The organism is Streptomyces tendae (genome assembly GCF_008632955.1).
GTDB lineage: Bacteria > Actinomycetota > Actinomycetes > Streptomycetales > Streptomycetaceae > Streptomyces.
The window spans coordinates 958438-983446 of the sequence record NZ_CP043959.1; the positions used below are offsets into that span (position 1 = coordinate 958438).

21 protein-coding genes are annotated in these 25009 nt (G+C 72.2%); 11 read left to right on the forward strand and 10 right to left on the reverse strand.

Going from position 1 to position 25009, the window contains the following annotated elements; genetic code table 11:
• The first annotated feature begins 209 nt into the window (after window positions 1–209).
• On the forward strand, window positions 210–2243 hold the full coding sequence (locus F3L20_RS04590; protein ID WP_167534461.1) for a thioredoxin domain-containing protein: 2034 nt from the start codon (window positions 210–212) through the stop codon (window positions 2241–2243).
• Window positions 2244–2681: 438 nt separating this feature from the next.
• On the opposite strand, the gene F3L20_RS04595 is transcribed toward F3L20_RS04590, so the two are convergent.
• The 3 genes from F3L20_RS04595 to trhA all read right to left on the reverse strand — a co-directional run bounded on the left by F3L20_RS04595 (window position 2682) and on the right by trhA (window position 5012).
• Window positions 2682–3413: a Mut7-C RNAse domain-containing protein gene (locus tag F3L20_RS04595; RefSeq protein WP_150152447.1), complete on the reverse strand. Its 732-nt coding sequence runs from the start codon at window positions 3411–3413 to the stop codon at window positions 2682–2684.
• Between the two features lie 33 nt (window positions 3414–3446).
• A complete protein-coding gene (locus F3L20_RS04600; protein WP_150152450.1) occupies window positions 3447–4079 on the reverse strand; it encodes a TetR/AcrR family transcriptional regulator in 633 nt (210 codons plus the stop codon).
• A 219-nt stretch (window positions 4080–4298) separates the two neighbouring features.
• The gene (gene trhA / locus F3L20_RS04605; RefSeq protein ID WP_150152453.1) at window positions 4299–5012 is read right to left on the reverse strand and encodes a PAQR family membrane homeostasis protein TrhA; all 714 of its coding nucleotides are present in this window, start codon (window positions 5010–5012) and stop codon (window positions 4299–4301) included.
• A gap of 324 nt (window positions 5013–5336) precedes the next feature.
• Here trhA and F3L20_RS04610 point away from each other — a divergent pair, with 324 nt between their 5' ends.
• On the forward strand, window positions 5337–7169 hold the full coding sequence (locus tag F3L20_RS04610) for a phosphoenolpyruvate carboxykinase (GTP) (RefSeq protein WP_150152456.1): 1833 nt from the start codon (window positions 5337–5339) through the stop codon (window positions 7167–7169).
• 411 nt (window positions 7170–7580) lie between these two features.
• On the opposite strand, the gene F3L20_RS04615 is transcribed toward F3L20_RS04610, so the two are convergent.
• Window positions 7581–8183: a DUF6058 family natural product biosynthesis protein gene (locus F3L20_RS04615; protein ID WP_150152459.1), complete on the reverse strand. Its 603-nt coding sequence runs from the start codon at window positions 8181–8183 to the stop codon at window positions 7581–7583.
• Window positions 8184–8447: 264 nt separating this feature from the next.
• On the opposite strand from F3L20_RS04615, the gene F3L20_RS04620 reads away from it, so the two are divergent.
• Both F3L20_RS04620 and F3L20_RS04625 read left to right on the forward strand, forming a co-directional pair.
• Window positions 8448–9290 (forward strand): alpha/beta fold hydrolase, encoded by an 843-nt coding sequence (locus F3L20_RS04620; RefSeq protein WP_150157218.1) that lies wholly within the window; start codon window positions 8448–8450, stop codon window positions 9288–9290.
• Window positions 9291–9330: 40 nt separating this feature from the next.
• On the forward strand, window positions 9331–9873 hold the full coding sequence (locus F3L20_RS04625) for an MOSC domain-containing protein (protein ID WP_150152462.1): 543 nt from the start codon (window positions 9331–9333) through the stop codon (window positions 9871–9873).
• 324 nt (window positions 9874–10197) lie between these two features.
• On the opposite strand, the gene F3L20_RS04630 is transcribed toward F3L20_RS04625, so the two are convergent.
• Complete coding sequence (locus tag F3L20_RS04630; protein WP_150152465.1) at window positions 10198–10623, reverse strand: hypothetical protein; 426 nt, start codon at window positions 10621–10623, stop codon at window positions 10198–10200.
• An 83-nt stretch (window positions 10624–10706) separates the two neighbouring features.
• Window positions 10707–11918 carry a pyridoxal phosphate-dependent aminotransferase gene (locus F3L20_RS04635; protein WP_150152468.1) on the reverse strand — a complete coding sequence of 404 codons (1212 nt, stop codon included), beginning with the start codon at window positions 11916–11918 and terminating at the stop codon, window positions 10707–10709.
• 334 nt (window positions 11919–12252) lie between these two features.
• On the opposite strand from F3L20_RS04635, the gene F3L20_RS04645 reads away from it, so the two are divergent.
• Complete coding sequence (locus F3L20_RS04645; protein ID WP_150152474.1) at window positions 12253–13188, forward strand: S1 family peptidase; 936 nt, start codon at window positions 12253–12255, stop codon at window positions 13186–13188.
• A gap of 21 nt (window positions 13189–13209) precedes the next feature.
• Here F3L20_RS04645 and F3L20_RS04650 read toward each other — a convergent pair whose 3' ends face one another.
• Both F3L20_RS04650 and F3L20_RS04655 read right to left on the reverse strand, forming a co-directional pair.
• Window positions 13210–14820, reverse strand: coding sequence for an N-acyl-D-amino-acid deacylase family protein (locus F3L20_RS04650; RefSeq protein WP_150152476.1), 1611 nt, complete (start codon window positions 14818–14820; stop codon window positions 13210–13212).
• 11 nt (window positions 14821–14831) lie between these two features.
• Window positions 14832–16097 carry an alanine racemase gene (locus F3L20_RS04655; RefSeq protein WP_150152478.1) on the reverse strand — a complete coding sequence of 422 codons (1266 nt, stop codon included), beginning with the start codon at window positions 16095–16097 and terminating at the stop codon, window positions 14832–14834.
• A 133-nt stretch (window positions 16098–16230) separates the two neighbouring features.
• On the opposite strand from F3L20_RS04655, the gene F3L20_RS04660 reads away from it, so the two are divergent.
• The 5 genes from F3L20_RS04660 (at window position 16231) to F3L20_RS04680 (ending at window position 20780) form a co-directional block, all read left to right on the forward strand.
• Complete coding sequence (locus tag F3L20_RS04660; protein ID WP_276615860.1) at window positions 16231–17304, forward strand: sugar kinase; 1074 nt, start codon at window positions 16231–16233, stop codon at window positions 17302–17304.
• Window positions 17301–18059, forward strand: a complete 759-nt coding sequence (locus tag F3L20_RS04665) for an IclR family transcriptional regulator (protein WP_145827123.1) — start codon at window positions 17301–17303, stop codon at window positions 18057–18059. Before F3L20_RS04660 ends, F3L20_RS04665 begins: the two co-directional genes overlap by 4 nt.
• Window positions 18060–18072: 13 nt before the next feature.
• Complete coding sequence (locus tag F3L20_RS04670) at window positions 18073–18483, forward strand: RidA family protein (protein ID WP_024886653.1); 411 nt, start codon at window positions 18073–18075, stop codon at window positions 18481–18483.
• A gap of 120 nt (window positions 18484–18603) precedes the next feature.
• Window positions 18604–20091: a GntP family permease gene (locus F3L20_RS04675; RefSeq protein WP_145827125.1), complete on the forward strand. Its 1488-nt coding sequence runs from the start codon at window positions 18604–18606 to the stop codon at window positions 20089–20091.
• 101 nt (window positions 20092–20192) lie between these two features.
• Complete coding sequence (locus tag F3L20_RS04680; protein ID WP_150152480.1) at window positions 20193–20780, forward strand: hypothetical protein; 588 nt, start codon at window positions 20193–20195, stop codon at window positions 20778–20780.
• Here the strand turns inward: F3L20_RS04680 and F3L20_RS04685 are convergent.
• Window positions 20777–22117 (reverse strand): M14 family metallopeptidase, encoded by a 1341-nt coding sequence (locus tag F3L20_RS04685; RefSeq protein ID WP_150152482.1) that lies wholly within the window; start codon window positions 22115–22117, stop codon window positions 20777–20779. The two genes, F3L20_RS04680 and F3L20_RS04685, sit on opposite strands and share 4 nt — an antisense overlap.
• 179 nt (window positions 22118–22296) lie before the next feature.
• Between F3L20_RS04685 and F3L20_RS04690 the strand changes: the two genes are divergently transcribed.
• Window positions 22297–23619: an Nramp family divalent metal transporter gene (locus tag F3L20_RS04690; RefSeq protein ID WP_150152484.1), complete on the forward strand. Its 1323-nt coding sequence runs from the start codon at window positions 22297–22299 to the stop codon at window positions 23617–23619.
• A gap of 75 nt (window positions 23620–23694) precedes the next feature.
• Here F3L20_RS04690 and F3L20_RS04695 read toward each other — a convergent pair whose 3' ends face one another.
• Window positions 23695–24984, reverse strand: coding sequence for a hypothetical protein (locus F3L20_RS04695; protein WP_150152486.1), 1290 nt, complete (start codon window positions 24982–24984; stop codon window positions 23695–23697).
• Window positions 24985–25009 lie beyond the last annotated feature (25 nt).

A 25009-nucleotide genomic window follows, 5' to 3' on the forward strand; every position in this document is an offset into this window, starting at 1 on the left:
CGGCGACTTCGTCGCCTACGAGTGTGCTGCGGCCGGGCCCCCGGCGCGAGGGTGCGGCGATCAACGGCCGTGCCGTCACGATCCCTTCACACGGCCGGGGCCCGCGCCCGCCGTGCCGCCGCGGGGCCCGGGGCCCTCCGGGTGCCGCACGACGGGCCGGGGCGGCGTCCGTCCCGCGGCGGGCGGCCGGCGTGCGCGAGGATGGAGGCATGGCGAACCGACTTGCGCAGGCCACGTCCCCCTACCTCCTCCAGCACGCCGACAACCCCGTGGACTGGTGGACCTGGTCCGAGGAGGCCTTCGCCGAGGCGCGGCGGCGCGATGTGCCGGTGCTGCTGAGCGTCGGCTACTCCAGCTGCCACTGGTGCCACGTGATGGCCCACGAGTCCTTCGAGGACCAGGCCACCGCCGACGACATGAACGCGCACTTTGTCAGCATCAAGGTGGACCGCGAGGAGCGCCCGGACGTCGACGCCGTGTACATGGAGGCGGTGCAGGCGGCCACCGGGCACGGCGGCTGGCCGATGACGGTGTTCCTCACGCCGGACGCCGAGCCCTTCTACTTCGGTACGTACTTCCCGCCCGCCCCCCGGCACGGCATGCCGTCGTTCCGACAGGTGCTGGAGGGGGTCCGGCAGGCCTGGGAGGAGCGGCGGGACGAGGTCGGCGACGTCGCGGGGAAGATCACCCGGGACCTGGCCGGCCGGGAGCTGGCCTACGGCGACGACCGGGTGCCCGGCGAGCAGGAGCTGGCGCAGGCGCTGCTCGGGCTGACGCGGGAGTACGACCCGCAGCGCGGCGGGTTCGGCGGCGCGCCGAAGTTCCCGCCGTCCATGGTGATCGAGTTCCTGTTGCGCCACCACGCCCGCACCGGCGCGGAGGGCGCGCTGCAGATGGCGGCGGACACCTGCGAGCGGATGGCGCGCGGCGGCATCTACGACCAGCTCGGCGGCGGCTTCGCCCGCTACTCCGTGGACCGCGACTGGGTGGTGCCGCACTTCGAGAAGATGCTCTACGACAACGCCCTGCTCTGCCGGGTCTACGCCCACCTGTGGCGGACCACCGGCTCCGAGCTCGCGCGCCGGGTGGCGCTCGAGACGGCCGACTTCATGGTCCGTGAACTGCGCACCCCCGAGGGCGGGTTCGCGTCGGCGCTGGACGCGGACAGCGACGACGGCACCGGGCGGCACGTCGAGGGCGCCTACTACGTGTGGACGCCCGCGGAACTGCGCGAGGTGCTCGGCGACGACGACGCGGAGCTGGCCGCCCGGTACTTCGGGGTGACCGAGGAGGGCACCTTCGAGGAGGGCGCGTCGGTGCTGCAACTGCCGCAGCGCGACGAGGCGTTCGACGCGGCCCGGATCGACGGCGTCCGGGAGCGGCTGCTCGCGGCGCGCGCGGGGCGGCCCGCCCCCGGCCGGGACGACAAAGTGGTCGCGGCCTGGAACGGCCTGGCGATCGCCGCGCTCGCCGAGACGGGCGCCTACTTCGACCGGCCGGACCTGGTGGAGGCCGCGGTCGCCGCCGGTGACCTGCTGGTCCGGGTGCACCTGGACGAGCACGCCCGTATCGCCCGGACCAGCAAGGACGGTCAGGTGGGCGCCAACGCGGGGGTGCTGGAGGACTACGCGGACGTCGCCGAGGGCTTCCTGGCTCTGGCGTCGGTGACCGGCGAGGGCGTGTGGCTGGACTTCACCGGCCTGCTCGTCGATCACATCCTGACCCGTTTCCTGGACGCGGGGTCCGGCGCCCTGTACGACACGGCGTCGGACGCGGAGCGGCTGATCCGGCGCCCGCAGGACCCCACCGACAACGCCACCCCGTCCGGCTGGACCGCCGCCGCCGGCGCCCTGCTGGGCTACGCGGCGCACACCGGCTCCGAGCCGCACCGCACCCCGGCCGAACGGGCCCTGGGCGTGGTGAAGGCGCTCGGCCCGCGCGTCCCCCGCTTCATCGGCTGGGGCCTCGCCGTCGCCGAGGCCGTGCTGGACGGTCCCCGGGAGATCGCGGTGGTCGGACAGGGCCCGGACGACCCGGCGACGACGACCCTGCACCGCACGGCGCTTCTGGGCACCGCGCCCGGCGCGGTGGTCGCCGTGGGGACCCCGGGGAGCGACGAGTTTCCGCTGCTCGCCGACCGCCCCCTCGTCGACGGCGCCCCGGCCGCCTACGTCTGCCGCAACTTCACCTGCGACGCCCCGACGACCGACTCGGACCGCCTGCGCACGGCACTGGGAGGCTGAGCGGGGCGGGGGCGGCCCCTTGTGGCGGGCGACCCTCGTGGTGCGGGGAGCAGCCCTCTGCGGTGCGGGGGAGGAGCCCTTGCGGTGCGGTCGTCGCCCGGGAGCGCCGGCCGCACCGTCCGTCCGGGCCGGCCCGCGGCACCGGCGGGCTCCACGGGGTCCATCAGGGTTCGGTTCGTGCCGGGGCCCCGGTTCTACGGGAGCGGGTACCGGCCGCGCGACGGGGCATCCGGCGCAGGACGCGCGGGACGACGAGGAAGCCCGTCAGGGCCCAGGCGCCGTTGATCGCGTAGACCTCGGACAGCTCGCACGTGGCGGACGTCTCCGTGCCGGGCGCCGCGGGTGCGTCGCCGCCGTGGGTAGGGCCGGGCGGTACCGGCAGGCCGCCGCATCCTGACCCGGGGGCCCGGAGGGCCTGGGGCCTGGGGGAGCCGCGGGTCAGCGGCGGCCGGAGCGGGCCGCGACCGCACGCTCGACGATCGCCTCCAGCTGCTCGTGGTGCGCGCCCTTCCAGTAGGCGCGCCCGCAGTCGGCGCACTGGGCGAACACGTCGTACGTGCGGTGCGTGCCCTCCTGGAGCTGGTCGGCGACGTCCTCCTTGCCTGCCGCGCGGAGCAGGCCGTTGCAGGCGGTGCACCGGGTCCAGGGTCGCAGCTCGGGGGCGAAGCGGTCGAGGACGTACGTCAGCTGCTCCTCGGGCCGGGTGCTGTAGACGAAGGCGCCCGCCCACAGCTCGCGGCGCCGCAGCAGGCCCCGGTCGCGGCTGAGCATGACCCGCTTCTCGGCGGCCGAGCGGGCGGCCAGGGCGGGGTCGCCGATGTCGGTCGACTCGTACGCGGTGTCCACGCCGAGCAGCCGCAGCCGGCGGGCCAGGGTGCCGAGGTGCACGTCGAGCAGGAACCGCAGGGGAGCGCCGGGCACCCGCTGCGGGTGTGGGTGCGGGCGGACGGTCACCGACTCGCCGGCGGCCGGGACGTGTCCGACGGGCACCTCGCGGCCGTCCACCAGCAGCGAGCCCACCTCCGTCAGCGGCACACCGAGGGACTCGACGACGTGGCCGAGGCCGGCGACGCCGTCGGTGGCGGTCCGGACGGTGCCCGTGGCGCGGGCCTGCGCCACGAAGACCAGCAGCTCGGGGGCGAACTCGACGTGGATCTCGGGACCGTTCACCCGGTCAGGATGCCATGACCGGCGTACGCCGCCTCAGGATGCAGCGGCGGGCGGGCCGTGCATGATCACGTCGACGGCCCGGTCGGCCAGGTCGGCGTAGTCGTCCCGGTGGCCGTGCTCGGCCCAGTACGCGGTGACCTCCAGCAGGCCGCCCATCAGCGACATGGCGTGCACCCGCGCCTCCAGGCCGTCCGGATCGAGTCCGGTGCGGCCGGCGATCGCCTCGGTGAGCAGCCGTCCGGTCTCCGACAGGCTCTCCGCCATCCGTGAGCGCACCGCCGGGACCTCCACCATCAGGCGGGAGCGCAGCACGGTGACGTCCGGCTGCTCGGCCACGGCGAGCTGGATCGTCTTGCGGAGGACGTACCGGACGGAGTCCGCCCAGGGTTCGTCGGCGGGCCGCGCGGCGAGTTCGGCGAGCAGCGGCTCGTCGTACTCGTCGGTGACGACGATGTCCTCCTTGGTGGGGAAGTAACGGAAGACGGTCGACGGGGACACCTCGGCGCGCTCGGCGATCTGCTCGATCGTCGTGGAGTCGTACCCCTGCTGCTCGACCAGCGCGTAGGTGGCCGTGCGGATGGCCTCCCTCGTCTTGATCTTCTTCCGTTCGCGCAGTCCGGGGCGCGGCGGTGCGTCGGGGGCGAGGGGGGATCGTGCGGCCGTCATGGTGGTCATTGTCGTGCATCGGCCTCCGGGGCGGCCATGTCCCGATCACCGAGCGGCCCGACGGGCAGCAACAGCGTCGCGCTACGAAATGGGAGCAACTCTCAAAAGAGGGTTACCGTCATTCGTCGCGCACGGGGTGGGCGTCCGCGCGGGCACGAAAAGGGCCGCGGCGTCGAAGCCGCGGCCTGTAGCGGGTGGCGGGGTGCCCCCGGGCGCCTCCTAGGCGTGCTGGTACGCCACCAGCGAGATCCCTACGTAGTGGGCGATGAAGGCGGCCAGGGTGAGGGTGTGGAACACCTCGTGGAAGCCGAACCAGCGGGGGGAGGGGTTGGGCTTCTTGATGCCGTAGACGATGCCGCCGGCGCTGTAGAGCACGCCGCCCACGACGACCAGGACGAGCACGGCGACGCCGCCGGTGTGCAGGAAGTCCGGGAGGAAGAACACCGCGGCCCAGCCCATCGCGATGTAGCAGGGCGTGTAGAGCCAGCGCGGGGCGCCGACCCAGAAGACGCGGAAGATTATCCCGGCGGCGGCCGCCGCCCAGATGCCCCACAGCAGCCAGCGTCCCTGGGAGTGCGGCAGCAGCAGGATCGTCAACGGGGTGTAGGTGCCCGCGATGATCAGGAAGATGTTGGCGTGGTCGAGGCGGCGCAGGACGCCGTCCATCCGCGGGCTCCAGTCGCCCCGGTGGTACAGCGCGCTCACGCCGAACAGCAGGCAGGCGGTCAGCGCGTACACGCCGCAGGCGAGGCGGCCGCGGGGGGAGTCGGCGAAGGCGGTGAGCGCCAGTCCGGCGACCAGGGCGGCGGGGAACATGCCGAGGTGGAGCCAGCCGCGCAGCTTGGGTTTGACGGGGTGGGGCAGAGAGGTCACCACCGGGCCCTGGCCTTCGGCCTGAGGGTCCTTGGGCGTGTCGGGGGCGAGCGCAGTCATGTCTCGCATCGTACCTACGGAACCGTAAGTTACACCTGGCGGCCATCTGTTGAGCGCCCCAAGTGGCCATCGTCTCACGTCGGCGCCCCGTGCTGTCACGCAAAGATTCGGTTTCGTCCACTCAACGTGCGCGTAAAGCCGCACGACAACCGTGGTCAGCGTCACGTTGCTCACCTGTGCGGCCCTCTGGACAGATGGGCGCTCGCGTCGGATGATCAAATGAGTGCGGTCGACACCGGATGAGCGCCAAAGTCACCACTTCCAGCATCCGGGTCGCAGCCCCCACGGGGCCTCCAACCAAAAACCCCTCATTTAGGAGCACACGTGGCGCGCGACATCGCGGAACCCGGCGTCCCCACCACCCACCAGGGACTGATCTCCTGGGTCAACGAGATCGCAGAGCTGACGCAGCCGGACAACGTGGTCTGGTGCGACGGCTCGGAAGCCGAGTACGAGCGCCTGTGCGAGGAGCTCGTCGCCAAGGGCACGTTCAAGAAGCTCGACCCGATCAAGCGCCCCAACTCCTACTACGCCGCCTCCGACCCGACCGACGTCGCCCGGGTCGAGGACCGGACCTTCATCTGCTCCGAGAAGGAGGAGGACGCCGGTCCGACCAACCACTGGAAGGCCCCCGCCGAGATGCGGGAGATCTTCCAGGGCGAGAAGGGCCTCTTCCGCGGCTCCATGCGCGGCCGCACCATGTACGTCGTCCCCTTCTGCATGGGCCCCCTCGGCTCGCCGCTGTCCGCCCTCGGCGTCGAGATCACCGACTCCGCGTACGTCGCCGTGTCCATGCGCACCATGACCCGTATGGGACAGGCCGTCCTCGACGAGCTCGGCGACGACGGCTTCTTCGTCAAGGCCGTGCACTCCGTGGGCGCCCCGCTGGAGCCCGGCCGGGCGGACGTCCCCTGGCCCTGCAACTCCACCAAGTACATCTCGCACTTCCCCGAGGACCGCGAGATCTGGTCCTACGGCTCCGGCTACGGCGGCAACGCCCTGCTCGGCAAGAAGTGCTACGCCCTGCGCATCGCCTCCGTCATGGCCCGTGACGAGGGCTGGCTCGCCGAGCACATGCTGATCCTCAAGCTCACCCCGCCGCAGGGGGAGTCCAAGTACGTCGCCGCCGCATTCCCGTCCGCCTGCGGCAAGACGAACCTCGCCATGCTGGAGCCGACGATCTCCGGCTGGACGGTCGAGACGATCGGCGACGACATCGCCTGGATGCGCTTCGGCGAGGACGGCCGCCTCTACGCCATCAACCCCGAGGCCGGCTTCTTCGGCGTCGCCCCCGGCACCGGCGAGCACACCAACGCCAACGCGATGAAGACCCTGTGGGGCAACTCCGTCTTCACCAACGTCGCCCTCACCGACGACGGCGACGTGTGGTGGGAGGGCATGACCGAGGAGACCCCGGCGCACCTCACCGACTGGAAGGGCAACGACTGGACGCCCGAGTCCGGCACGCCCGCCGCCCACCCCAACGCCCGCTTCACCACGCCGGCGTCCCAGTGCCCGATCATCGCGCCCGAGTGGGAGGACCCCAAGGGCGTGCCGATCTCCGCGATTCTCTTCGGCGGGCGCCGCGCCAGCGCCGTACCGCTGGTGACGGAGTCCTTCGACTGGAACCACGGCGTCTTCCTCGGCGCCAACGTGGCCTCCGAGAAGACCGCCGCGGCCGAGGGCAAGGTCGGCGAACTGCGCCGCGACCCCTTCGCCATGCTGCCGTTCTGCGGCTACAACATGGGCGACTACATGGCCCACTGGATCGACGTGGGCAAGTCCGCCTCGCAGCGGGGGGACCAGTCCAAGCTGCCGAAGATCTACTACGTCAACTGGTTCCGCAAGGACGACGACGGCCGCTTCGTGTGGCCCGGCTTCGGTGAGAACAGCCGCGTCCTGAAGTGGATCGTGGAGCGCCTGGAGGGCAAGGCCGAGGGCGTCGAGACGCCGATCGGCGTGCTGCCGGCCAAGGGCGCCCTCGACACCGACGGCCTCGACCTCTCCGACGGCGACCTGGACTTCCTGCTCACCGTGGACAAGGAGGTGTGGCGCGAGGAGGCCTCCCTGGTCCCCGAGCACCTCAACACCTTCGGCGACCACACGCCCAAGGAGCTGTGGGACCAGTACCACGCGCTGGTGCAGCGCCTGGGCTGACGCCCGCACAGACCCCGCGGCCGGCCGGTATGAGGATGCCCTGACCAGCGATCGTCACGCCACGGCCGGCCGCGGAACACACCGGCGGGGCCCCGCACAACGGCGTGCGGGGAACCGGTCCCGGAGCCGCCCCACCCGTCCGCCCCGACGGGAACCGGCGGCAGCGGGTCCACGCCCGCCCCTTCGGCACGGCCCTGCCCAGGGGCTCACGAACGTGCCGAGACCCGACGGACGCCCCGGCCCGCACCGACGCGGACCGGGGCGCCCGGCCGAGCGCGGTCCCGCACCGGCGCTCAGGCCGCGTGGTCGTGCGCGGTGAAGGTCACGTGCGTGTCCGGACACCCTGCCGGCGTTGCCGTGCCCCTCCCCGCCCCCAGGGGCGTCTTCGGTCACCCGTGCGGAAAACGCCGCCTACGCCCGGTGCCGGTCGGGGCGCGGGAAGCGGGCGCGCACGGCGTCGATGCAGGTGTCGCGGGACGTGGGCCCGCCGAAGCGGAGACGGTCGTAGGCCGTGAACGCCGGTTCCAGGGCGTCGAGCCCGTCGACCAGGGCGTGCAGCCGCACCGCATCGGCGTCCGGATCGTCGACTGCGGCGCCGATCGCAGACGTCAGCCGGTCCTTCCGCCGGATGGTGGCCGGGGTCACCGAGTGCAGACACACGTACTGTCCGCTGAGGTACGCGTGCCACTCGGCCTTTCCGGTGACGGGGTCGGCCCAGTGAGCGGTGAACCACGCCTCGAGCAGGTCCACGCCGCCGGCCTCGTCGGCGAGCGAGAACAGGTCGGCCGGCACCATCTCGGCGCCGTCGGAGCGCAGATAGCCAGGGAGCGGGAGACGTCCGTCCAGCATCAGCCGGCGCACCGCGTCGGGGTCGCGGCCCTGGACCGCGCACAGTTCCTCCAGGACGACGAACTGCGCGCTGACGTACGCGTCGTCCGCGTCGGTCATCGGATGGTCCCCGTTGACCTCTCGGAACCGCTCGGTGAGCTGCTGCTTCAGATCCGTCTCCGGCACGCGGCGCCTCCTGCGTCCTGGGCGCGGGCGTCTCCCGCGCGGGACTCGGCACGCTACGGGCCGGACGGTTCGGCACTCACCGAACCGTGGACGGCCCGAAGTTCTCGGACAGCTGCGCCGTGAGACCCCAGCACACCGCAGGGGCCACCGCAGCCACGGGGCGGGGCTGCGGCGGCCTGTCGGCCACTGCGTCCACCGCACGCTTCCTGCGTGGAGCGATGAGTTCGGACGGCGGGGGGAGTCTGCCGTGTCATGACTCGAACCATCACCACTGTCGACGCCAATGAGGTCACCTTGGGCGTCGAGTCGTTCGGTGACGACGACGCGCCGCTCGTCCTGCTCGCGGGCGGGACGACGCTGCTCTCCTGGCCCGACGCGCTGTGCGAGCGCCTCGCCGCCGGCGGGCGCCGCGTCGTGCGCTACGACCTGCGGGACAGCGGCGCGTCGACGACGCTCGTCCCGGAGGCCCCCGCCTACACCCTGCGCGACCTCGCCGCCGACGCGGCGGCCCTCGCCGGCGCGCTCGGCGGCCGGCCCGCGCACCTCGCGGGGATCGGCGTCGGCGGGATGGTCGCCCAGGTCGCCGCGCTCGACCACCCGGACGTCTTCTCGGCGCTCACGCTGGTCGGCACCCGCGCGGTCGCGCCCGGCCCGCCCGACGACGATCTCCCCGACCACGACCAGGCGACGATGAGCCGGCTGTTCGGGCACGCCATGCCCGACTGGAGCGATCGCGAGGCGGTCGCGGACTTCGCCGCCGCCGGTGCGGAGATCCTCGGCGACGACCCGGTCGCCGCACGTGCGGTCGCCGCGCGCGTCTGGGACCGCACGCCCGGCACCGCGCCGGCGGTCCAGATGGCCAACCAGCTCGGGATGGTGTTCTCCAGGCTGGACTGCACACCCCGCTGGCGCGAGCGCCTGCCGGAGATCAAGCTCCCCACACTCGTCGTCCACGGACGCCGCGACCCGTTCTTCCCCGTCGGGAACGCCGAGGCGATCGCACGCGAGATCCCCGGGGCCCGGCTGCTCGTCCTCGAGGAGGCCGCCACGGCGATCCCGGACGCGGCGGCCGGCGAGATCGCCGAGGCGATGCGTGCCACGGGTTAGGCTCGGAGCGATCACGCCTGGCGACGGGGGGAGTTGAGGTATGAGCGCGACGGTGACGGCGGTCAGCAGCAACGGGGAGTACTCGTTCAGCAAGCCGAACCGGGAGAGCGTACGGCTGCTCGCCGGGCTCGGGGTGGAGGGGGACGTGCATGCGGGCGTGACGGTCAAGCACCGTTCGCGCGTCGCGCAGGACCCCACCCGGCCGAACCTGCGGCAGGTACACCTCATCCACGAGGAGCTGTTCGACGAGCTCGCCGGGGAGGGCTTCACCGTGACGCCCGGCCGCCTCGGGGAGAACATCACCACACGCGGCATCGACCTGCTGGGCCTGCCGGTCGGCACGTTGCTGCGCGTCGGGGAGGAAGCGGTCCTGGAGGTCACCGGACTGCGCAACCCCTGCGTGCAGATCGACGCCTTCCAGGACGGGCTGCTGAAGCAGGTCGTCGGCCGTGAAGCGGAGGGCAACCTGGTCCGCAAGGCCGGGATCATGAGCGTCGTGAAGGAGGGCGGCGTGGTGCGCCCCGGCGACCCGGTCGAGGTGACCCTGCCCAGCGGCCCGCACCGCCCTCTGGACCGGGTCTGACGAAAGCCCCGCGCGGCGGCGGGGCGAGGGGTCACGGCGGGCCGGACCGGCTGATGCGCGGCTTACGCAAGCCGGGTGTCGTTCGCCATGGTCAGCACCGACACCGTGCCGCGCCCCGAGCGCCAGGCCGTACGGACGGCCCAGTTCAGGACGCCCGCCGCGCGAGGGACGCGGGAGCGGTGTCCGGCCGGGTCGTGCCGGCGCCCTGAACCGGCACCGGACCGGCCGCGTGGCAGCCGGTCCCGGACGTGTGTGGCACCCGGTCCGCGCGTCGCTGCGGGTTGCGCGCGGACCGGGGCCGTGCGAGGGAGCCCCCGGAAGGGCTCAGTGGGCGGAGGACGTGAGAGGGCGCGGCTGCTGAGCCGCGGTGTGCGCGTCCATCCGCTCGGCGGCGAGGATCGCCGCCGCCGTGTCCGCCCGGGACGCGGCGACGACCAGGGCGCGTCCGGCGAGTGCGTGCGCCCGCCGGTGCAGGGCCGCGGTGTCGGGCTCGCGGCCCGGTTCGGCCGCCGACGCACGGGCCGGCGTACGTCCTCCCCGCAGGCGGGTGATCTCCTCGGTGAGCCGCTCGGCCGCGGTCTCCAGATCGGCCGAGGGCTCCGCCGCGCGCAGCTCGTCGGTGACGGCGAGCAGGGCGGCGAGGTGACCCGCGAGCTGGATGTCCAGCTCCTCCTCGCGGGACCTGTGGGGGAAGTCGTGGGGGCCGGCCATCGTGCTGTGGACCGACTTGGAGCGGATCGGTTCGTACATGGATGGCCTCCTGGATGCTGGCAGGAAACCATCCTAGCTTGGAATCAGTCTAAAGTTGAAGCGGTGCTGAGATTGATCAGTCCTCAGTGCTGGCTGTAGCCGTCCAGGAAGCGGCCGATGCGGCCCACCGCGTCCCGCAGATCGGTCACCGAGGGCAGGGTGACCACCCGGAAGTGGTCCCGCTCCGGCCAGTTGAAGCCGGTGCCCTGCACGACCATGATCTTTTCGCGGCGCAGCAGGTCCAGGACCATCCGCCGGTCGTCCTTGATCTTGAAGACGTCCGGGTCGAGGCGCGGGAAGAGGTAGAGCGCGCCCTTCGGCTTCACGCAGCTCACGCCCGGGATCTGGGTCAGCAGCTCGTACGCCACGTCCCGCTGCTCGCGCAGCCGGCCGCCCGGCAGCACCAGGTCGTTGATCGTCTGACGGCCGCTGAGTGCGGCGACCACACCGTGCTGTCCCGGCATGTTCGCGCACAGGCGCATGTTCGCCAGGATCGTCAGGCCCTCGATGTAGGAGTCGGCGTGGGCGCGCGGGCCGGAGATCGACATCCAGCCCACCCGGTAGCCGGCCACCCGGTACGCCTTCGACATGCCGTTGAAGGTGAGGGTGAGCAGATCGGGGGCGACCGACGCGGTCGGGATGTGCCGGGCGTCGTCGTAGAGGATCTTGTCGTAGATCTCGTCCGAGCAGACCAGTAGGTTGTGGCGGCGGGCGATGTCGGTGAGGCCCTTGATGACCGCCTCGTCGTAGACCGCGCCGGTCGGGTTGTTCGGGTTGATGATCACGATCGCCTTGGTGCGGTCGGTGACCTTGCGCTCCACGTCGGCGAGGTCCGGCATCCAGTCGGACTGCTCGTCGCAGCGGTAGTGCACCGCCGTGCCGCCGGACAGTGAGACGGCCGCCGTCCACAGCGGGTAGTCCGGCGCGGGGACCAGTACCTCGTCGCCGTCGTCGAGCAGGCCCTGCATCGCCATCACGATCAGCTCGGACACGCCGTTGCCGATGAAGACGTGCTCGACGTCGGTCTCGATGCCGAGCGTCTGGTTGTGCATGACGACGGCGCGGCGCGCGGCCAGCAGGCCCTTGGCGTCGCCGTAGCCGTGCGCCGACGACACGTTGCGCAGTATGTCCTCGAGGATCTCGGGCGGGCACTCGAAGCCGAACGCCGCCGGATTGCCGGTGTTCAGCTTGAGGATGCGATGACCGGCAGCTTCCAGCCGCATCGCCTCCTCGAGCACCGGGCCCCGGATCTCGTAACAGACGTTGGCGAGCTTGGTCGACTGGATCACCTGCATGCTGGGAGCTTACGGCCCGGTATGGCCCTTCGGGCCGTGTTTTCCGCCACGTGAGACGCGTCGGTTCGGGTGGTTTTATCCCCGGGGTGACGGTCGTGGGTGCATGCCTCCATCACCTCCACACCGGGCCTCCCCGCACCCGGCCCCTTTGTCCGGCCCGGCGGTGACCCTGTAGGCCGTCCTGCGCCCGGTCGGCGGGGGCTCGTCGCGCCGGGCCGGCCGTCGGAAAACACGTCCTTGCCCGCCCGGCGCCCTCATGCTGACAATGCGCATGACAACTTTGTGGGCGGCCGGGACCATCCGGCCGCCCGACGCCGCAATGAGGGGACCCCACATGAGAAAACCTCTCGTCGTCGCGCTCTGTGCCCTGGCCCTCGCCGGGGCGGGCGCGACCCCCGCGGTCGCCGCCGCGCCTTCCCCCACGGGCGCGGACACGACCACGGGCACGGCCCCGGCCACGTCGCTGACGGACGTCGTCAACGACACGGTCGGGGCCGTCGCGGACACCCTGTCCGGACTCACCGCGCCGAAGGCCGCCGCGGTGAACTTCGCGGGCACCGTCTCGCTGAGCAACTGCTCCGGCTCCGTCGTCCGCATGCCGAACTCGGCCGCCACCGACCCGGCCCTGGTGCTGACCAACGGCCACTGCCTGGAGAGCGGCTTCCCCTCGCCCGGGCAGGTCCTCACCGACCGCGCGTCCAGCCGCACCTTCGGCCTGCTGAACGCCGGCGGCAGCAAGGTCGCCACCCTGCGCGCCAACCGGCTGGTCTACGCGACCATGACCGACACGGACGCCGCGATCTACCGCCTGAGCAGCACGTACGCGCAGATCAAGAGCGCGTACGGGATCGACCCGCTGACCCTCTCCAGCACCCGACCGGCGGCCGGCACGGCCATCAGCGTGGTCTCCGGCTACTGGAAGCGGATCTACAGCTGCTCCGTCGACGGCTTCGCGTACCGGCTGAAGGAGGGCGACTGGACCTGGAAGGACTCGGTCCGCTACACCTCCGCCTGCGACACCATCGGCGGCACCTCCGGCTCCCCGGTGGTCGACGACGCCACCGGCAAGGTGGTCGCCGTCAACAACACCGGCAACGAGGACGGGGGCCGCTGCACGGTCAACAACCCGTGCGAGGTCGACGCGAACGGGGGTGTCACGGTCCGCCAGGGCATCAACTACGCCCAGCAGACCTACCCCTTCACCGCCTGCTTCACCACCGGCAACCGGCTCGACCTGAGCGCGAGCGGCTGCACCGTGCCCAAGCCCTGACGGCCCCGGCGGGGCGGGCGGTCAGCGCGGGGTGCCGCGCACCGCCCGCCCCGCCAGCACGTCCGTGCGCCGCCCGTCCTCGATCACGAACCGCCCGTCGACCAGCACGTACGGGATGCCCGTGGGCAGCGTGCGCGGCTCGGCGAAGGTCGATCCGGCACCCACCGTGCGCGGGTCGAACAGCACCAGGTCCGCCTTGTAGCCCTCGCGGACCAGCCCCCGGTCCGCCAGCCGCAGCCGCGCGGCCGGGCGCGAGGTCAGATGCGCCACGCACTCCTCCAGCGACAGCACCCCCAGCTCCCGCACGTAGTGCCCGAGGTAGCGGGGGAACGTCCCGTAGGCGCGTGGGTGCGGCTTGGCGCCCTGGAGGATGCCGTCCGAGCCGCCCGTGTGCACCCGGTGCCGCATGATCGCCCGGACGTTCTCCTCGTGGCCCACGTGCTGGAGGATCGTCGGGGCCAGCCTGTCCTTCAGCAGCAGCTCCCGCGCCACCGTCCAGGGCGCCGCCCCGCGCGCCAGCGCCGTCTGAAGGACCGTACGGCCGACGTACGCGTCCAGCGCCGGGTCGCCGACCCCGGAGATCTCGATGGTCTCCCACTCCACGGGCACGCCGTGGCAACCGTCCGAGCCGGTGACCTCCAGGTCGTGCCGGATCCGCTCCGCCGTCGCCTCGTCCGCGAGCCGCCGCAGGATCTCCTCAGGCCCGCCCTCGCTCGCCCAGCTCGGCAGCAGCGCCACGAGGGTCGTGCAGCCGGGGGTGTACGGGTACGTGTCCAGGGTGATGTCGGCGCCCGCCCCCAGCGCCTCGTCGAGGAGCGCCAGCAGCTCGGGTGCCCGGCCCTTGTTCACGCCGAAGTTCATGGTGGCGTGGGCCAGATGCAGCGGGCAGTCCGCCTCCCGGGTCAGCGCCACCATCTCCGCGTACGCCTCCAAGGCGCCGGCGCCGTAGGAGCGGTGGTGCGGGCAGTAGTAGCCGCCGTACGACGCCACCACCCGGCACAGCTCGGTCAGTTCGGCGTCCGGGGCGTACATGCCGGGCGTGTACGTCAGCCCCGACGACATGCCGACCGCGCCCTGCTCCATGCCCTCGGCGACCAACTGCCGCATGCGGTCCAGTTCTTCGGGCGTGGCCTCCCGGTCCTCCCAGCCGACGGCGAGCGCGCGCACGGTCCCCTGCGGGATCAGGTACGCGGCGTTCACCGCGACGCCCCGGTCCAGCCGGTCCAGGTACTCGCCCACCGACCGCCAGTCGAAGTCGACGTCGTCACCCGGGCCGTTCCACCCGGCGATCGCCCGCCGCACCTCGCCCAGCGTCCGGTCGTCCACCGGCGCGTACGACAGCCCGTCCTGGCCCAGCACTTCGAGGGTGACGCCCTGCGCGGCCTTCGCGCTGTGGTCGGGGTCGCGCAGCAGCGCCAGGTCGCTGTGCGCGTGCATGTCGATGAAGCCCGGGGCGAGCACCAGCCCCTCCGCGTCCAGTTCGCGCCGCGCCTTCGGACGCTGGCAGCCGGCGTCCGCCGCCTCCTTGACGACGGAGACGATGCGTCCGCCGTCCACCACCACGTCCGCGCGGTAGGAGTGGTCGCCGGAGCCGTCGACGACGTCCGCGTCCCGGATGACGAGCTCTTCCACGGTCCTGCCTCCTAGAAGAAGGTACGGATGTAGTCGACGACCGTGCCGTCCGCCTCCGCCACGGGGATGAGCACCCACTTGTCGAAGGACGTGCAGGGGTGGGACAGGCCGAGCCCCACCCAGTCTCCCACCTCCAGATCCGCCTCCGAAGAGGTGCGCAGCCACGCGTGCTGGTCGGACAGAGCGGTCACCTCGATCCCCGTGGCCGGCCGCTCCGCCCCGTCCCGGCGGACCACCCGGGCGACCGGCAGATCCAGGTCGTACGCGGCGTCCCGCTTGCCCGCGTTGGTGAACGCCTGCTCCGCCGACGGCCGCGACACCACCTGCGTCCACAGCCGGAACGCCGGCTCCAGACCGCCTTCGCCCGGCACCCGGTTGAAGGGGGTCAGCCGCTGGTAGTGCCCGTCGTCGTGCGACACGTACGCCCCGGACCGCAGCAGCTTCAGCACCGGCGCCGACAGCTCCGGCACCTCCGCGAAGACGTCCGCCACCGCGTCGAACCAGGCGCTGCCGCCCGCGCTCACCACGATCTCGTCCAGCCCCGCGAACCGGCCCGCCTTGTCGAAGTCCCCGGCCAGCGCCACCAGCCGCCGCAGCCAGGCCCGCACCCGCTCGGGGTCCGCCCGCGGCACCTCGCCCTCGTACCCGGCGACCCCGACCAGCCGCAGCGCCCGCGCGGCGGCCACGGCGTCGGCGACGGCCGCGCACTCCGCCTCCGTGCGCACCCCGGTGCGCGCGCCCTCACCGGCGGCCAGCTCGACCACCACGTCCACCGGCCGCGACGCCCCGTCCAGCGCCGCGTCCATCAGCTCGACCCCGCGCACGGAGTCGACGTAGCAGACGAAGCGGAAGCGGGGGTCGGCGTCCATCTCGGAGGCGATCCAGCGCAGGGCCGCCGCGTCCACCAGCTCGTTCGCCAGGAAGACCCGCTCGATGCCGAACTCCCGTGCCACCCGCACCTGGTGGGGCACCGCCAGTGTGATGCCCCACGCGCCGCGCTCGATCTGGCGGTGGAACAGCTGCGGCGCCATGGAGGTCTTGCCGTGCGGCGCGAACGCCAGCCCGTGCCGCTCGGCGAACGTCTCCAGCGCCACCAGGTTGTGCTCCAGCCGCTCGGCGGACAAGGCGAGCACGGGCGTGGTGAAGCCGTCGGTGAAGAGGTTCCGGCGCTGCGCGGCCAGCTCGCCGACGGTCAGCCCCCCGGCGTCCGGCGGGAGGCCCTTGAAGCGGTGGCCGACCCGTTCCTCGGCGAGGCGGGCGAGAGCATCGAGGACCATCAAAGCCTCCCTGATCAGCGGTGTTGCATTACTTGCAACACCCATTGCGTATATCGCTCACCGCTGTCTAACATCTCCGCCACACGCGGTCAACGGACACCGCGTCCCCGCCCCGACGAGGAGCCCCGCCATCGTGACCGTCACCGGAACCGGAAACGCCCCCGACGTCGTGGACGTCGTCGCGCTCGGCGAGTCCATGGTGACGTTCCTGCCCTCCCGGCCCGGCCGCCTCGCCGACGTCCCCTCCTTCGACCGGGCGATCGGCGGCGCCGAGTCCAACGTGGCGTGCGTGCTCGCGGCGGCGGGCCACACCACCCGGTGGGTCAGCCGGGTCGGCGCCGACGGATTCGGCGACCACCTCGTCGAGGCGATCGGCGCGTACGGCGTCGACGTGTCGTACGTCCGCCGCGACCCGGACCGCCCCACCGGCGTCTACTTCCGCACGGCCGGCGACCGCGCGGACGACACCCACGAGGTCGCCTACTACCGGGCGGGCTCGGCGGCGTCGGCGATGTCGCCGGCCGGCGTGGACCCGGACGCCGTACGTGCCGGACGCGTCCTGCACCTCTCGGGCATCACGGCGGCACTCTCGCCGGACTGCCTGGCCCTGACGCGCGAGCTGACCGCCCCCCGGCCGGGGCGCCCGTTGATCTCCTTCGACGTGAACCACCGCCCGGGCCTGTGGGGCGAGGGCCAGGATCCGGATGTGCTCCTGGAGCTGGCCCGCAGGGCGGACATCGTCTTCGTCGGAGAGGACGAGGCGCGCCAGGCATGGGGGCTGCGCGGCGCCCGTGCGGTGCGGGAGGCCCTCCCCGAACCTGAGATCGTGGTCGTCAAGCAGGGCAAGGGCGGAGCGGTCGCCTTCGACAAGGACACCGACGGCCTGTGCGAGGACGCCGACGGCACGGCGACGTTCGTACGCGCCCTGCACGTCGACGTCGTCGCGGCAGTCGGCGCCGGCGACGCCTTCGCCGCGGGTTTCCTCTCGGCCACCCTCCGGGGTCTGCCCGTTCGGGACCGCCTGCGCCACGGCCACCTCGCCGCCGCCGCCACCCTCACCACCCCCGGTGACCTCGCCCCACCCCCGCCCCGGCCCCTCGCCGACCGCCTCGCCGCCCTCGACGACCCCGCGTGGGGGAGACTGCGACTCGGCCCCGGCTGGACAGCAGCCGACGCGGAGGCCGCAGAGGAGGCACACACCCCATGAGCCAGACCGTAGACCGCGCCCTGAGCATCCTTCCGCTGCTCGCGGAGGGCCCCGCCGACCTCGGCCAGGTCGCCGACCGCCTCGGCGTGCACAAGTCCACGGCCCTGCGCCTGCTGCGCACCCTCCACGAGCACGGCCTGGTCTACCGCCAGTCCGACCAGCGCTACCGCCTCGGCGCCCGCCTCTTCGCGCTCGCCCAGGAGGCGATGGAGAACCTCGACGTCCGCGAGATCGCCCACGCCCACCTCGTACGCCTCAACGAGACGTGCGGACACACCGTCCACCTCGCCGTGTACGAGGAGAACGAGGTTCTCTACATCGACAAGGTGGAGAGCCGCTACCCGGTGCGGATGTACTCCCGGATCGGCAAGCCCGTCGCCATCACCGTGGCGGCCGTGGCCAAGCTGCTCCTCGCCGACCTGCCCGAGCCCGAGCGCCGCGCCCTCGCGGAGAAGCTCGACTACCCCATGTACACGCCCCGTTCGACGCCCCACGCGGCCGCGTTCCTCCAGGAGCTGGCCAAGGTGCGCGAACAGGGCTGGGCCACCGACCTCGGCGGCCACGAGGAGTCCATCAACTGTGTCGCCGCGCCGATCCGCGGCGCCGACGGCCGGGTGGTCGCCGCGATGTCGGTCTCCGCGCCGAACGTCGTCGTCACCGCCGACGAACTCCTCACCCTGCTCCCGCTGGTGCGCCGTACGGCGGACGCCATCAGCGGCGAGTACTCCGGCCGGACCCCGGCAGAACTGAAGTGAAGGACACCCCCGCATGACCGAGAAAGTCGCGCTGACCCCCAAGACCCACACCACCCCGCCCGCGAAGTTCTCGCACGGCGTCCGCAAGGGCAACATCCTCCAGGTCGCCGGGCAGGTCGGCTTCCTCCCGCACGAGGAGGGCAAGGCCCCCACCCCCGCCGGTCCGACCCTGCGCGAGCAGACCCTCCAGACCCTCGCCAACGTCAAGGCGATCCTTGAGGAGGGCGGCGCGAGCTGGGACGACGTGATGATGATCCGCGTCTACCTCACCGACGTCGACCACTTCGCGGAGATGAACGAGCTCTACAACGCCTACTTCGAGGAGCAGGGCCTCACCCAGCCGCCCGCCGCCCGCACGACCGTCTACGTCGGTCTGCCCGCCGGCCTCCTCATCGAGATCGACGCCCTCGCCGTCCTCGGCTGATCTCCCTCCCTCACCACCGCACACCGCACGTCGTCACGGCACGGCGTCCCGCACCCCGGGACGCCGTGCCGCGATCCCCCCTGCCCGAAAGCCCCATGCCCTTACCCAGAGGACCCCCGCATGTCCCATCCGTCCCTCCCGCTCGCCGCCTCCGCGCCCGCGGAGACACCACCGCACACCGGAGGGTTCCTCCTCCTCGTCGACGGCACCGCGGGCCTGCTCACCGTCGCCGCCATCGGTATCGCGCTGCTGCTCTTCCTGATCATCAAGGTGCGGCTCCAGCCGTTCGTGGCGCTGCTCGCCGTCTCCATAGCCGTCGGCCTGCTGGCGGGCCTGTCGGTCACCGAACTCTTCGGCACGGTCCAGCGCTCGGACGCGGTGTCCACCATCGAGTCCGGGATGGGCGGCATCCTCGGCCATGTCGCGATCATCATCGGCCTCGGCACCATGCTCGGCGCGATCCTCGAAGTCAGCGGCGGCGCCGAGGTGCTGGCGAGCCGGCTGCTCGGACTGTTCGGCGAGAAGCGGGCGCCGCTCGCGATGGGCCTCACCGGTCTGATCTTCGGCATCCCGGTCTTCTTCGACGTCGGCATCTTCGTCCTCGCCCCGATCGTCTACGCCGCCGCCAAGCGCTCCGGCAAGTCGATCCTGCTCTACTGCCTCCCCCTCCTCGCCGGACTCTCCGTCACTCACGCCTTCCTGCCGCCGCACCCGGGTCCGGTGGCCGCCGCCGGACTGCTCCACGTCGACCTCGGCTGGGTCATCCTGATGGGTGTCGTCTGCGGTCTGCCGGCCGTCGCCGCCGCGTGGGTCTACTCCGCCTGGATCGGCAAGCGCATCTTCGTCGCCGTGCCGCAGGACATGGTCGAGGCCGCGCAGGAGGCCAAGGACGCCGTCGCCGCCGAACAGCGCGCGTCGGGCGTCCAGCCGCGCGAGACCCCGGTGCCGCTCGGCACGGTCCTCGGCATCATCGGTACGCCGCTGCTGCTGATCCTCGCGGCGACCTTCTCCTCCATCGCGCTGGACGAGTCCACCCTGCGCTCGGTGATCGAGTTCTTCGGTCACCCGTTCGTGGCCCTCACCCTCGCGCTGTTCCTCGCGTACTACCTGCTGGGCATCCGGCGCGGCTGGTCCCGCAAGTCCCTGGAGACGGTGTCCACTTCGTCCCTCAAGCCGGTCGGCAACATCCTGCTGGTGGTCGGCGCGGGAGGCGTCTTCGGTGCCGTCCTCAAGGGCAGCGGCGTCGCGCAGGCGCTGTCGGACACCTTCAACGACGTCGGCCTGCCGGTGATCGTGCTGTCGTACCTGATCTCCGTGGTGCTGCGGGTCGCGCAGGGCTCGGCGACGGTGGCGATCGTGACGACGGCCGGCATCGTGGCGCCGCTGCTGTCCGAGGGCGACCACTCGCAGGCGTTCGTGGCGCTCGTCATCATGGCCATCTCGGCGGGCTCCATCTTCGCCTCCCACGTCAACGACGGCGGGTTCTGGATGGTCGCCAAGTACTTCGGCATCAGCGAGCGCGACACGCTCAAGACGTGGACGGTGCTGGAGAGCGTGCTGTCCGTCGCCGGGTTCGTGGTCGCGGCGGCGCTGAGCCTGGTGGTGTGACCCCGGCGGGCCCGGAGAGCCGTGGTGCCCGTGTAGGCGTCTGATAACGAAGTCGGGGCTGGCTGTGACGCGCACAGGATCGTCGACCATACTCCTGCGGTGTGGAGCAGCGCATAGGTACGAGCAGCCAGCCCCTGGAAGGCGCCGGGTTCGACCCGGCATTCGTCCCCGGGCTCACCACGCCCGCGACCGGCCGTGAGGAGGACGTGGACGACGCCGCGGAAGCGGCCCCCGAGGCCGGAGAGGCCGTGGAGAGCGCGGAGTCCGCGGAGACCGTGGCCGCCCCGGCGTCCGAGGACACCGGGGACGAGCCGGAGCCCGTCCCCGACGGCCCCGTCTTCGAGGCGTCCGACCGCCGTGCCGCCATCGTCGCCGACCACCGCGGCGTGCGGCTGCGGCTGGACGACCAGGAGTGCGAGTTCCGCTGGGACGAGATCGGCGCGGTGGAGACGGAGACGGCCCGCTTCGGCAAGCGGTACACCGTCACCGTCCACACCCCCGACCGGCGTTGGTACCCCCTGGAGATCGACGCCGACTCCCGGAGCCGGTTCGCCGAGTGGGACACCGCCCTGGACGCCGTCCTCGACACGTACTTCGACGACGACGCCGAGGAGCCGGCCGGGTCCGAAGAGCAGGCGGAGACCGAGGAAACCGCCATGGACAAGGCCGGGGCGGGCGACCGCGACTAACGGCAGTACTGGCTCTCCTTGCCGATCACCCGGTACATGCAGTCGGCGTTCTCCAGCAGCTGGAGCACGGCGTCGCGGTTGCGGGACGTCTCCCGCTCGATGACCTCGTCGGGCGGGTAGAAGCCGCCGCCCGACGCCGACCGCGGGTACATCTCGAAGGTGTAGCCGAAGATCTTGTGGGTGCCCCAGAGGTAGTCGTCGACCGACCCGTCGGTGATGTACAGGTCGCTGGACTGCTGGGCCGTGTAGCCGTTGCTGGCGGCCATCTTCTGGCCGACGGCCTTGAACGCGGCGTGGTCGTCGGCGGTCATGCCGGTGGTGGTGTCGGAGTAGGTGTAGCCGAACGGCCACAGCACCAGCTCGCTGTAGGTGTGGAAGTCGATGCCGGCCTTGATCTGCTGCACCCCGCCGACCACCCGGCCGCGCACGAAGTCGGCGACCACCTTCACCTCGGGCGCCGACTCGGGCGCCGAACCCCGGTACGTCTCGGACGACTTGGAGCCGGAGGAGCCGCCGCAGCAGCCCCAGCGGTAGTCCCAGTTGCGGTTCAGGTCGGTGCCCACGTACGACGAACCGGAGTTGGGCTGGCGGTTCTTGCGCCAGGAGCGGTAGGAGCCGGCGGCGATGTCGTACTCGCCGCCGTCCGGGTTGAGGTCGGGGACGATCCAGATCTCCCGCTCCTGCACCATCTTCGTGACCCGGGCGTCGGTGCCGTACCCGGCGCCGAGCTCGCGCAGCAGGTACAGGGCCATTTCGACGGTGAGGTGCTCGCGGGCGTGCTGGTGGTGGGTGAAGAGGACCTCGGGCTCGGTCTCGTCCGTGCCGACGTTGTCGCTCACCTTGACGGCGACGATGTCCCGGCCCTGGTAGGACTTCCCGATCACCCGCTTGCTCATGATCGACGGGTGCGCCGCGATCCGCTGGTCGATCTCCGCGTTCATCTCGGCGTAGTTGTGGTAGCGGGAGTCGGCCGAGGGGAAGTCGAACAGGCGCGGTCCGTCGGCGGCCGAGGAACGGTCCGGTGCCGCGCCGAGCGGCGTGATCTCGTAGCCCTGGCCGCGCAGCGCGCGGATCTGGTCCGCGCGGCCGGAGACGACCACGGTCTCCTCGTCGGCCTCGTCCACGGTGACGCCGGCCTGCTGGATGGCCGTACGGGTGACGGGCGTGGTGTGCCGGTGGATCTCGTACTGGCGGATGTCGTCCGCGGAGGGGGCCGCCCGGTGCGCCCCGTCGGCACCGGCCGGGCCGGCCGCGGTGAGCGACAGGGGCGCGGCGAGCGCGAGGGCGAGGAGTGCGGCGAGCGCGGCGGGGTGTCCGCCGCGGGGTCGGAGTCGCATGAATTCTCCTGTGGGGAGGTGGGGTGGTTCATGGCGACGTGCGGGGTGCGGTGCCGACATCGTCGAGACCTGACATGATCAGGTCAAGAGTGCGCGTCCGGCCGCGGCGGCAGGGGCATCCGGTGAAGATCCCGGCACGCCCTCTTGCCGGACCGGCACCCGTCCGCTTTCTTGACCCCATGGCGGACACCACGGGAAACACCCAGGACACCGGGAGCGCGACCGCGCCCGGCCCCCACCCGCGCAGGTCCAGTTGGCGTCACATCGGCCCCGGCATCGTCGTCGCCGCGACCGGCGTGGGCGCCGGCGACCTCGTGGCCACCCTCATCGCCGGCAGCAACTTCGGCTACACCCTGCTGTGGGCCGCCGTCGTCGGCTGCCTGGTGAAGATCTCCCTCGCGGAGGCCTGCGGACGGTGGCACCTGTCCACCGGACGCACCCTGTTCGACGGCTGGGCCAGTCTGGGCCGCTGGACCACCTGGTTCTTCGCCGTCTACGCCGTCATCTGGGGCTTCGTCTACGGCGCGGCGGCCATGTCCTCCAGCGCCCTGCCGCTCCAGGCGCTGTTCCCGGACGTGATGGACCTCGAGTACTGGGGCATCGCCTGCGGACTCGTCGGCCTGGCCTTCGTCTGGTTCAACAAGTACGCGGTGTTCGAGAAGGTCATGACGGTCCTGGTGGGCGTCATGTTCGTGGTGACCGTCTACCTGGCCTTCCGGGTCACGCCCCACCTGGGCGACGCCTTCGCCGGCCTCCTCCCGGTCCTGCCCGACGAGAAGGACTCCGTCCTGAACACCCTCGGCCTGATCGGCGGCGTCGGCGGCACCATCACGCTGGCCGCCTACGGCTACTGGGTCAACGCCAAGGGCTGGACCGGCACCGGCTGGATGAAGGTCATGCGGCTGGACAACCGGGTCGCCTACATCACCACCGGCGTCTTCGTCGTGGCGATGCTCTTCGTCGGCGCGGAGCTGCTGCACTCGGCGAACATCGCCATCTCCGGCGGCGACCAGGGCCTGATCCAGCTCGGTGACGTCCTGGAGGACCGGTACGGAGCGACCACCGGCACGCTGTTCCTGGTCGGCTTCTTCGCCGCCTCGTTCACCTCCCTGATCGGCGTCTGGCACGGCGTCAGCCTGATGTTCGCCGACTTCCTGGCCCGGCAGCGCGGAGAGCGGCAGGCGCGCGTCGACGAGCTGGCCTCCGGTCGCCGGGAACGCTCCTGGACGTTCCGCGCGTACCTGCTGTGGCTCACCTTCCCGCCCATGATCCTGCTGTTCCAGGACGAGCCCTTCCGCCTGATCATCATCTACGGCGTCCTGGGCGCGGCCTTCATGCCGTTCCTCGCCCTGACCCTGATGTGGCTGCTCAACTCCTCCCGCACCCCGCGCGAATGGCGCAACGGCGCCCTGAGCAACGGCATGCTGGCGGTCGCGGGCCTGCTCTTCCTGGTCCTGGCGGTCAAGCAGATCTGGGACCAGCCGTGGTCGGAGTTCTTCTGACAGCCGGAGTTCTCCCGACGGTCGGAGTCCTGGCGGCGGTGGGAGTCCTTCCGACGGGACGGCCGCCGGCCGGTCTCACGCCCCCGCGTCCCACCGCGTGCTCAGCGCGATCTCCCGCAGCTGCGCGAGGGTGAGCGCGGGGGTGTCGCGGGTGGCGGCCTCGTGCTGGGCGGGCGCGTTGAAGGCGCTGATCACGACGCGCAGCCCGTCGGGGCGCAGGGTGTCGACGGTCCACATGACGACCCCCTCCCCACCCTTCTCCCCGGGCTGCTCACCGACGGTGATCAGGGTGCCGTTCGGCAGCGTCTCGGCGCCCCCGAAGATCTCCCGGGCCAGGTCGCCCATGCCGGGCTGCACGTTGATCTGGACGAGGCTTGCGCCCTTGCCGTCGTTGACGACGAGGTAGGCGTACCCGCTGTCCTGGCCGCCCTCGGTGATCACCTTGAGCCCTTCGGGCAGCAGACCGGCGAGCGTGTCGGCGATCGTCTTGCCCGGCATCCCGGCGGGGGGCGCCTCGGGGGTGACGGACGGTTTGCGGCTCTCCGGCATGGCGTCCACGACCCGTCGCCACACGTCGGCGGTGACGACCTCCTTCAGCTTCTCGACGGAGAGCGGGGGCTTCGGCCGGGACACCGGGGCGTCCTTCTCCGCAGGCGCGTTCCACTCGCTCAGCGACACGTGCTGTCCCTCGGGGGTGACCAGTTCGGCGTTCCACCACTTGGTCTCCACCCGCCGGTCGGGGTACTCGTAGCCCTGGAACAGCATGAGCAGGGAGCCGTCGGGCAGCCGGTCCGAGGTGCAGCCGTCGTGGTCGACCTGTGTCTTGTCCGGGCAGGTCGTCACCTGGCGGGCCTGCTCGCTGCCGGGTTCCACACGGCCGAGACTCAGGCCGATGGCCGCCGCGCCCTCGCCGTCGTCGAACACCACGTGCGCGGTCGGGGGCAACGGCGAATCCGTGCCCTGCGCGGTCTCCTCACTGAAGGTGCCCTCCGGAAGCAGTGCCTTGAGCGAACGCAGGATGTCGTCGCCCGAGAAGGCCCCGTCGCCCGAGGCGGGCCCCGCGGACGAGGAGGACGAGGCCCCGGCGGACGAGGAGCCCGGGGACGCGGAACTCGCCGCTGCGGAGGTCCGCCGCGGGTCGGACGAGCCGCCCGGCAGGAGCAGCGCACCGCCCACCCCGACCAGGGCGACACCGGCCGCTCCCCCCAGCACGGCGGTGCGGCGCAGCAGCTGGGCCCGGCGTCCGCGCACCCGGCCCCCGGCGACGAGGGCGGCCGGGTCGTCGGTGTGGATGCTGTGGCCGGTGTCGCGCAGGGCGGCGGCGAACCGGTCCTCGAAGGGGTCCTGCTGCATGTTCTCGGGCATGACGAACCACCCTTTCCGCGGGGTG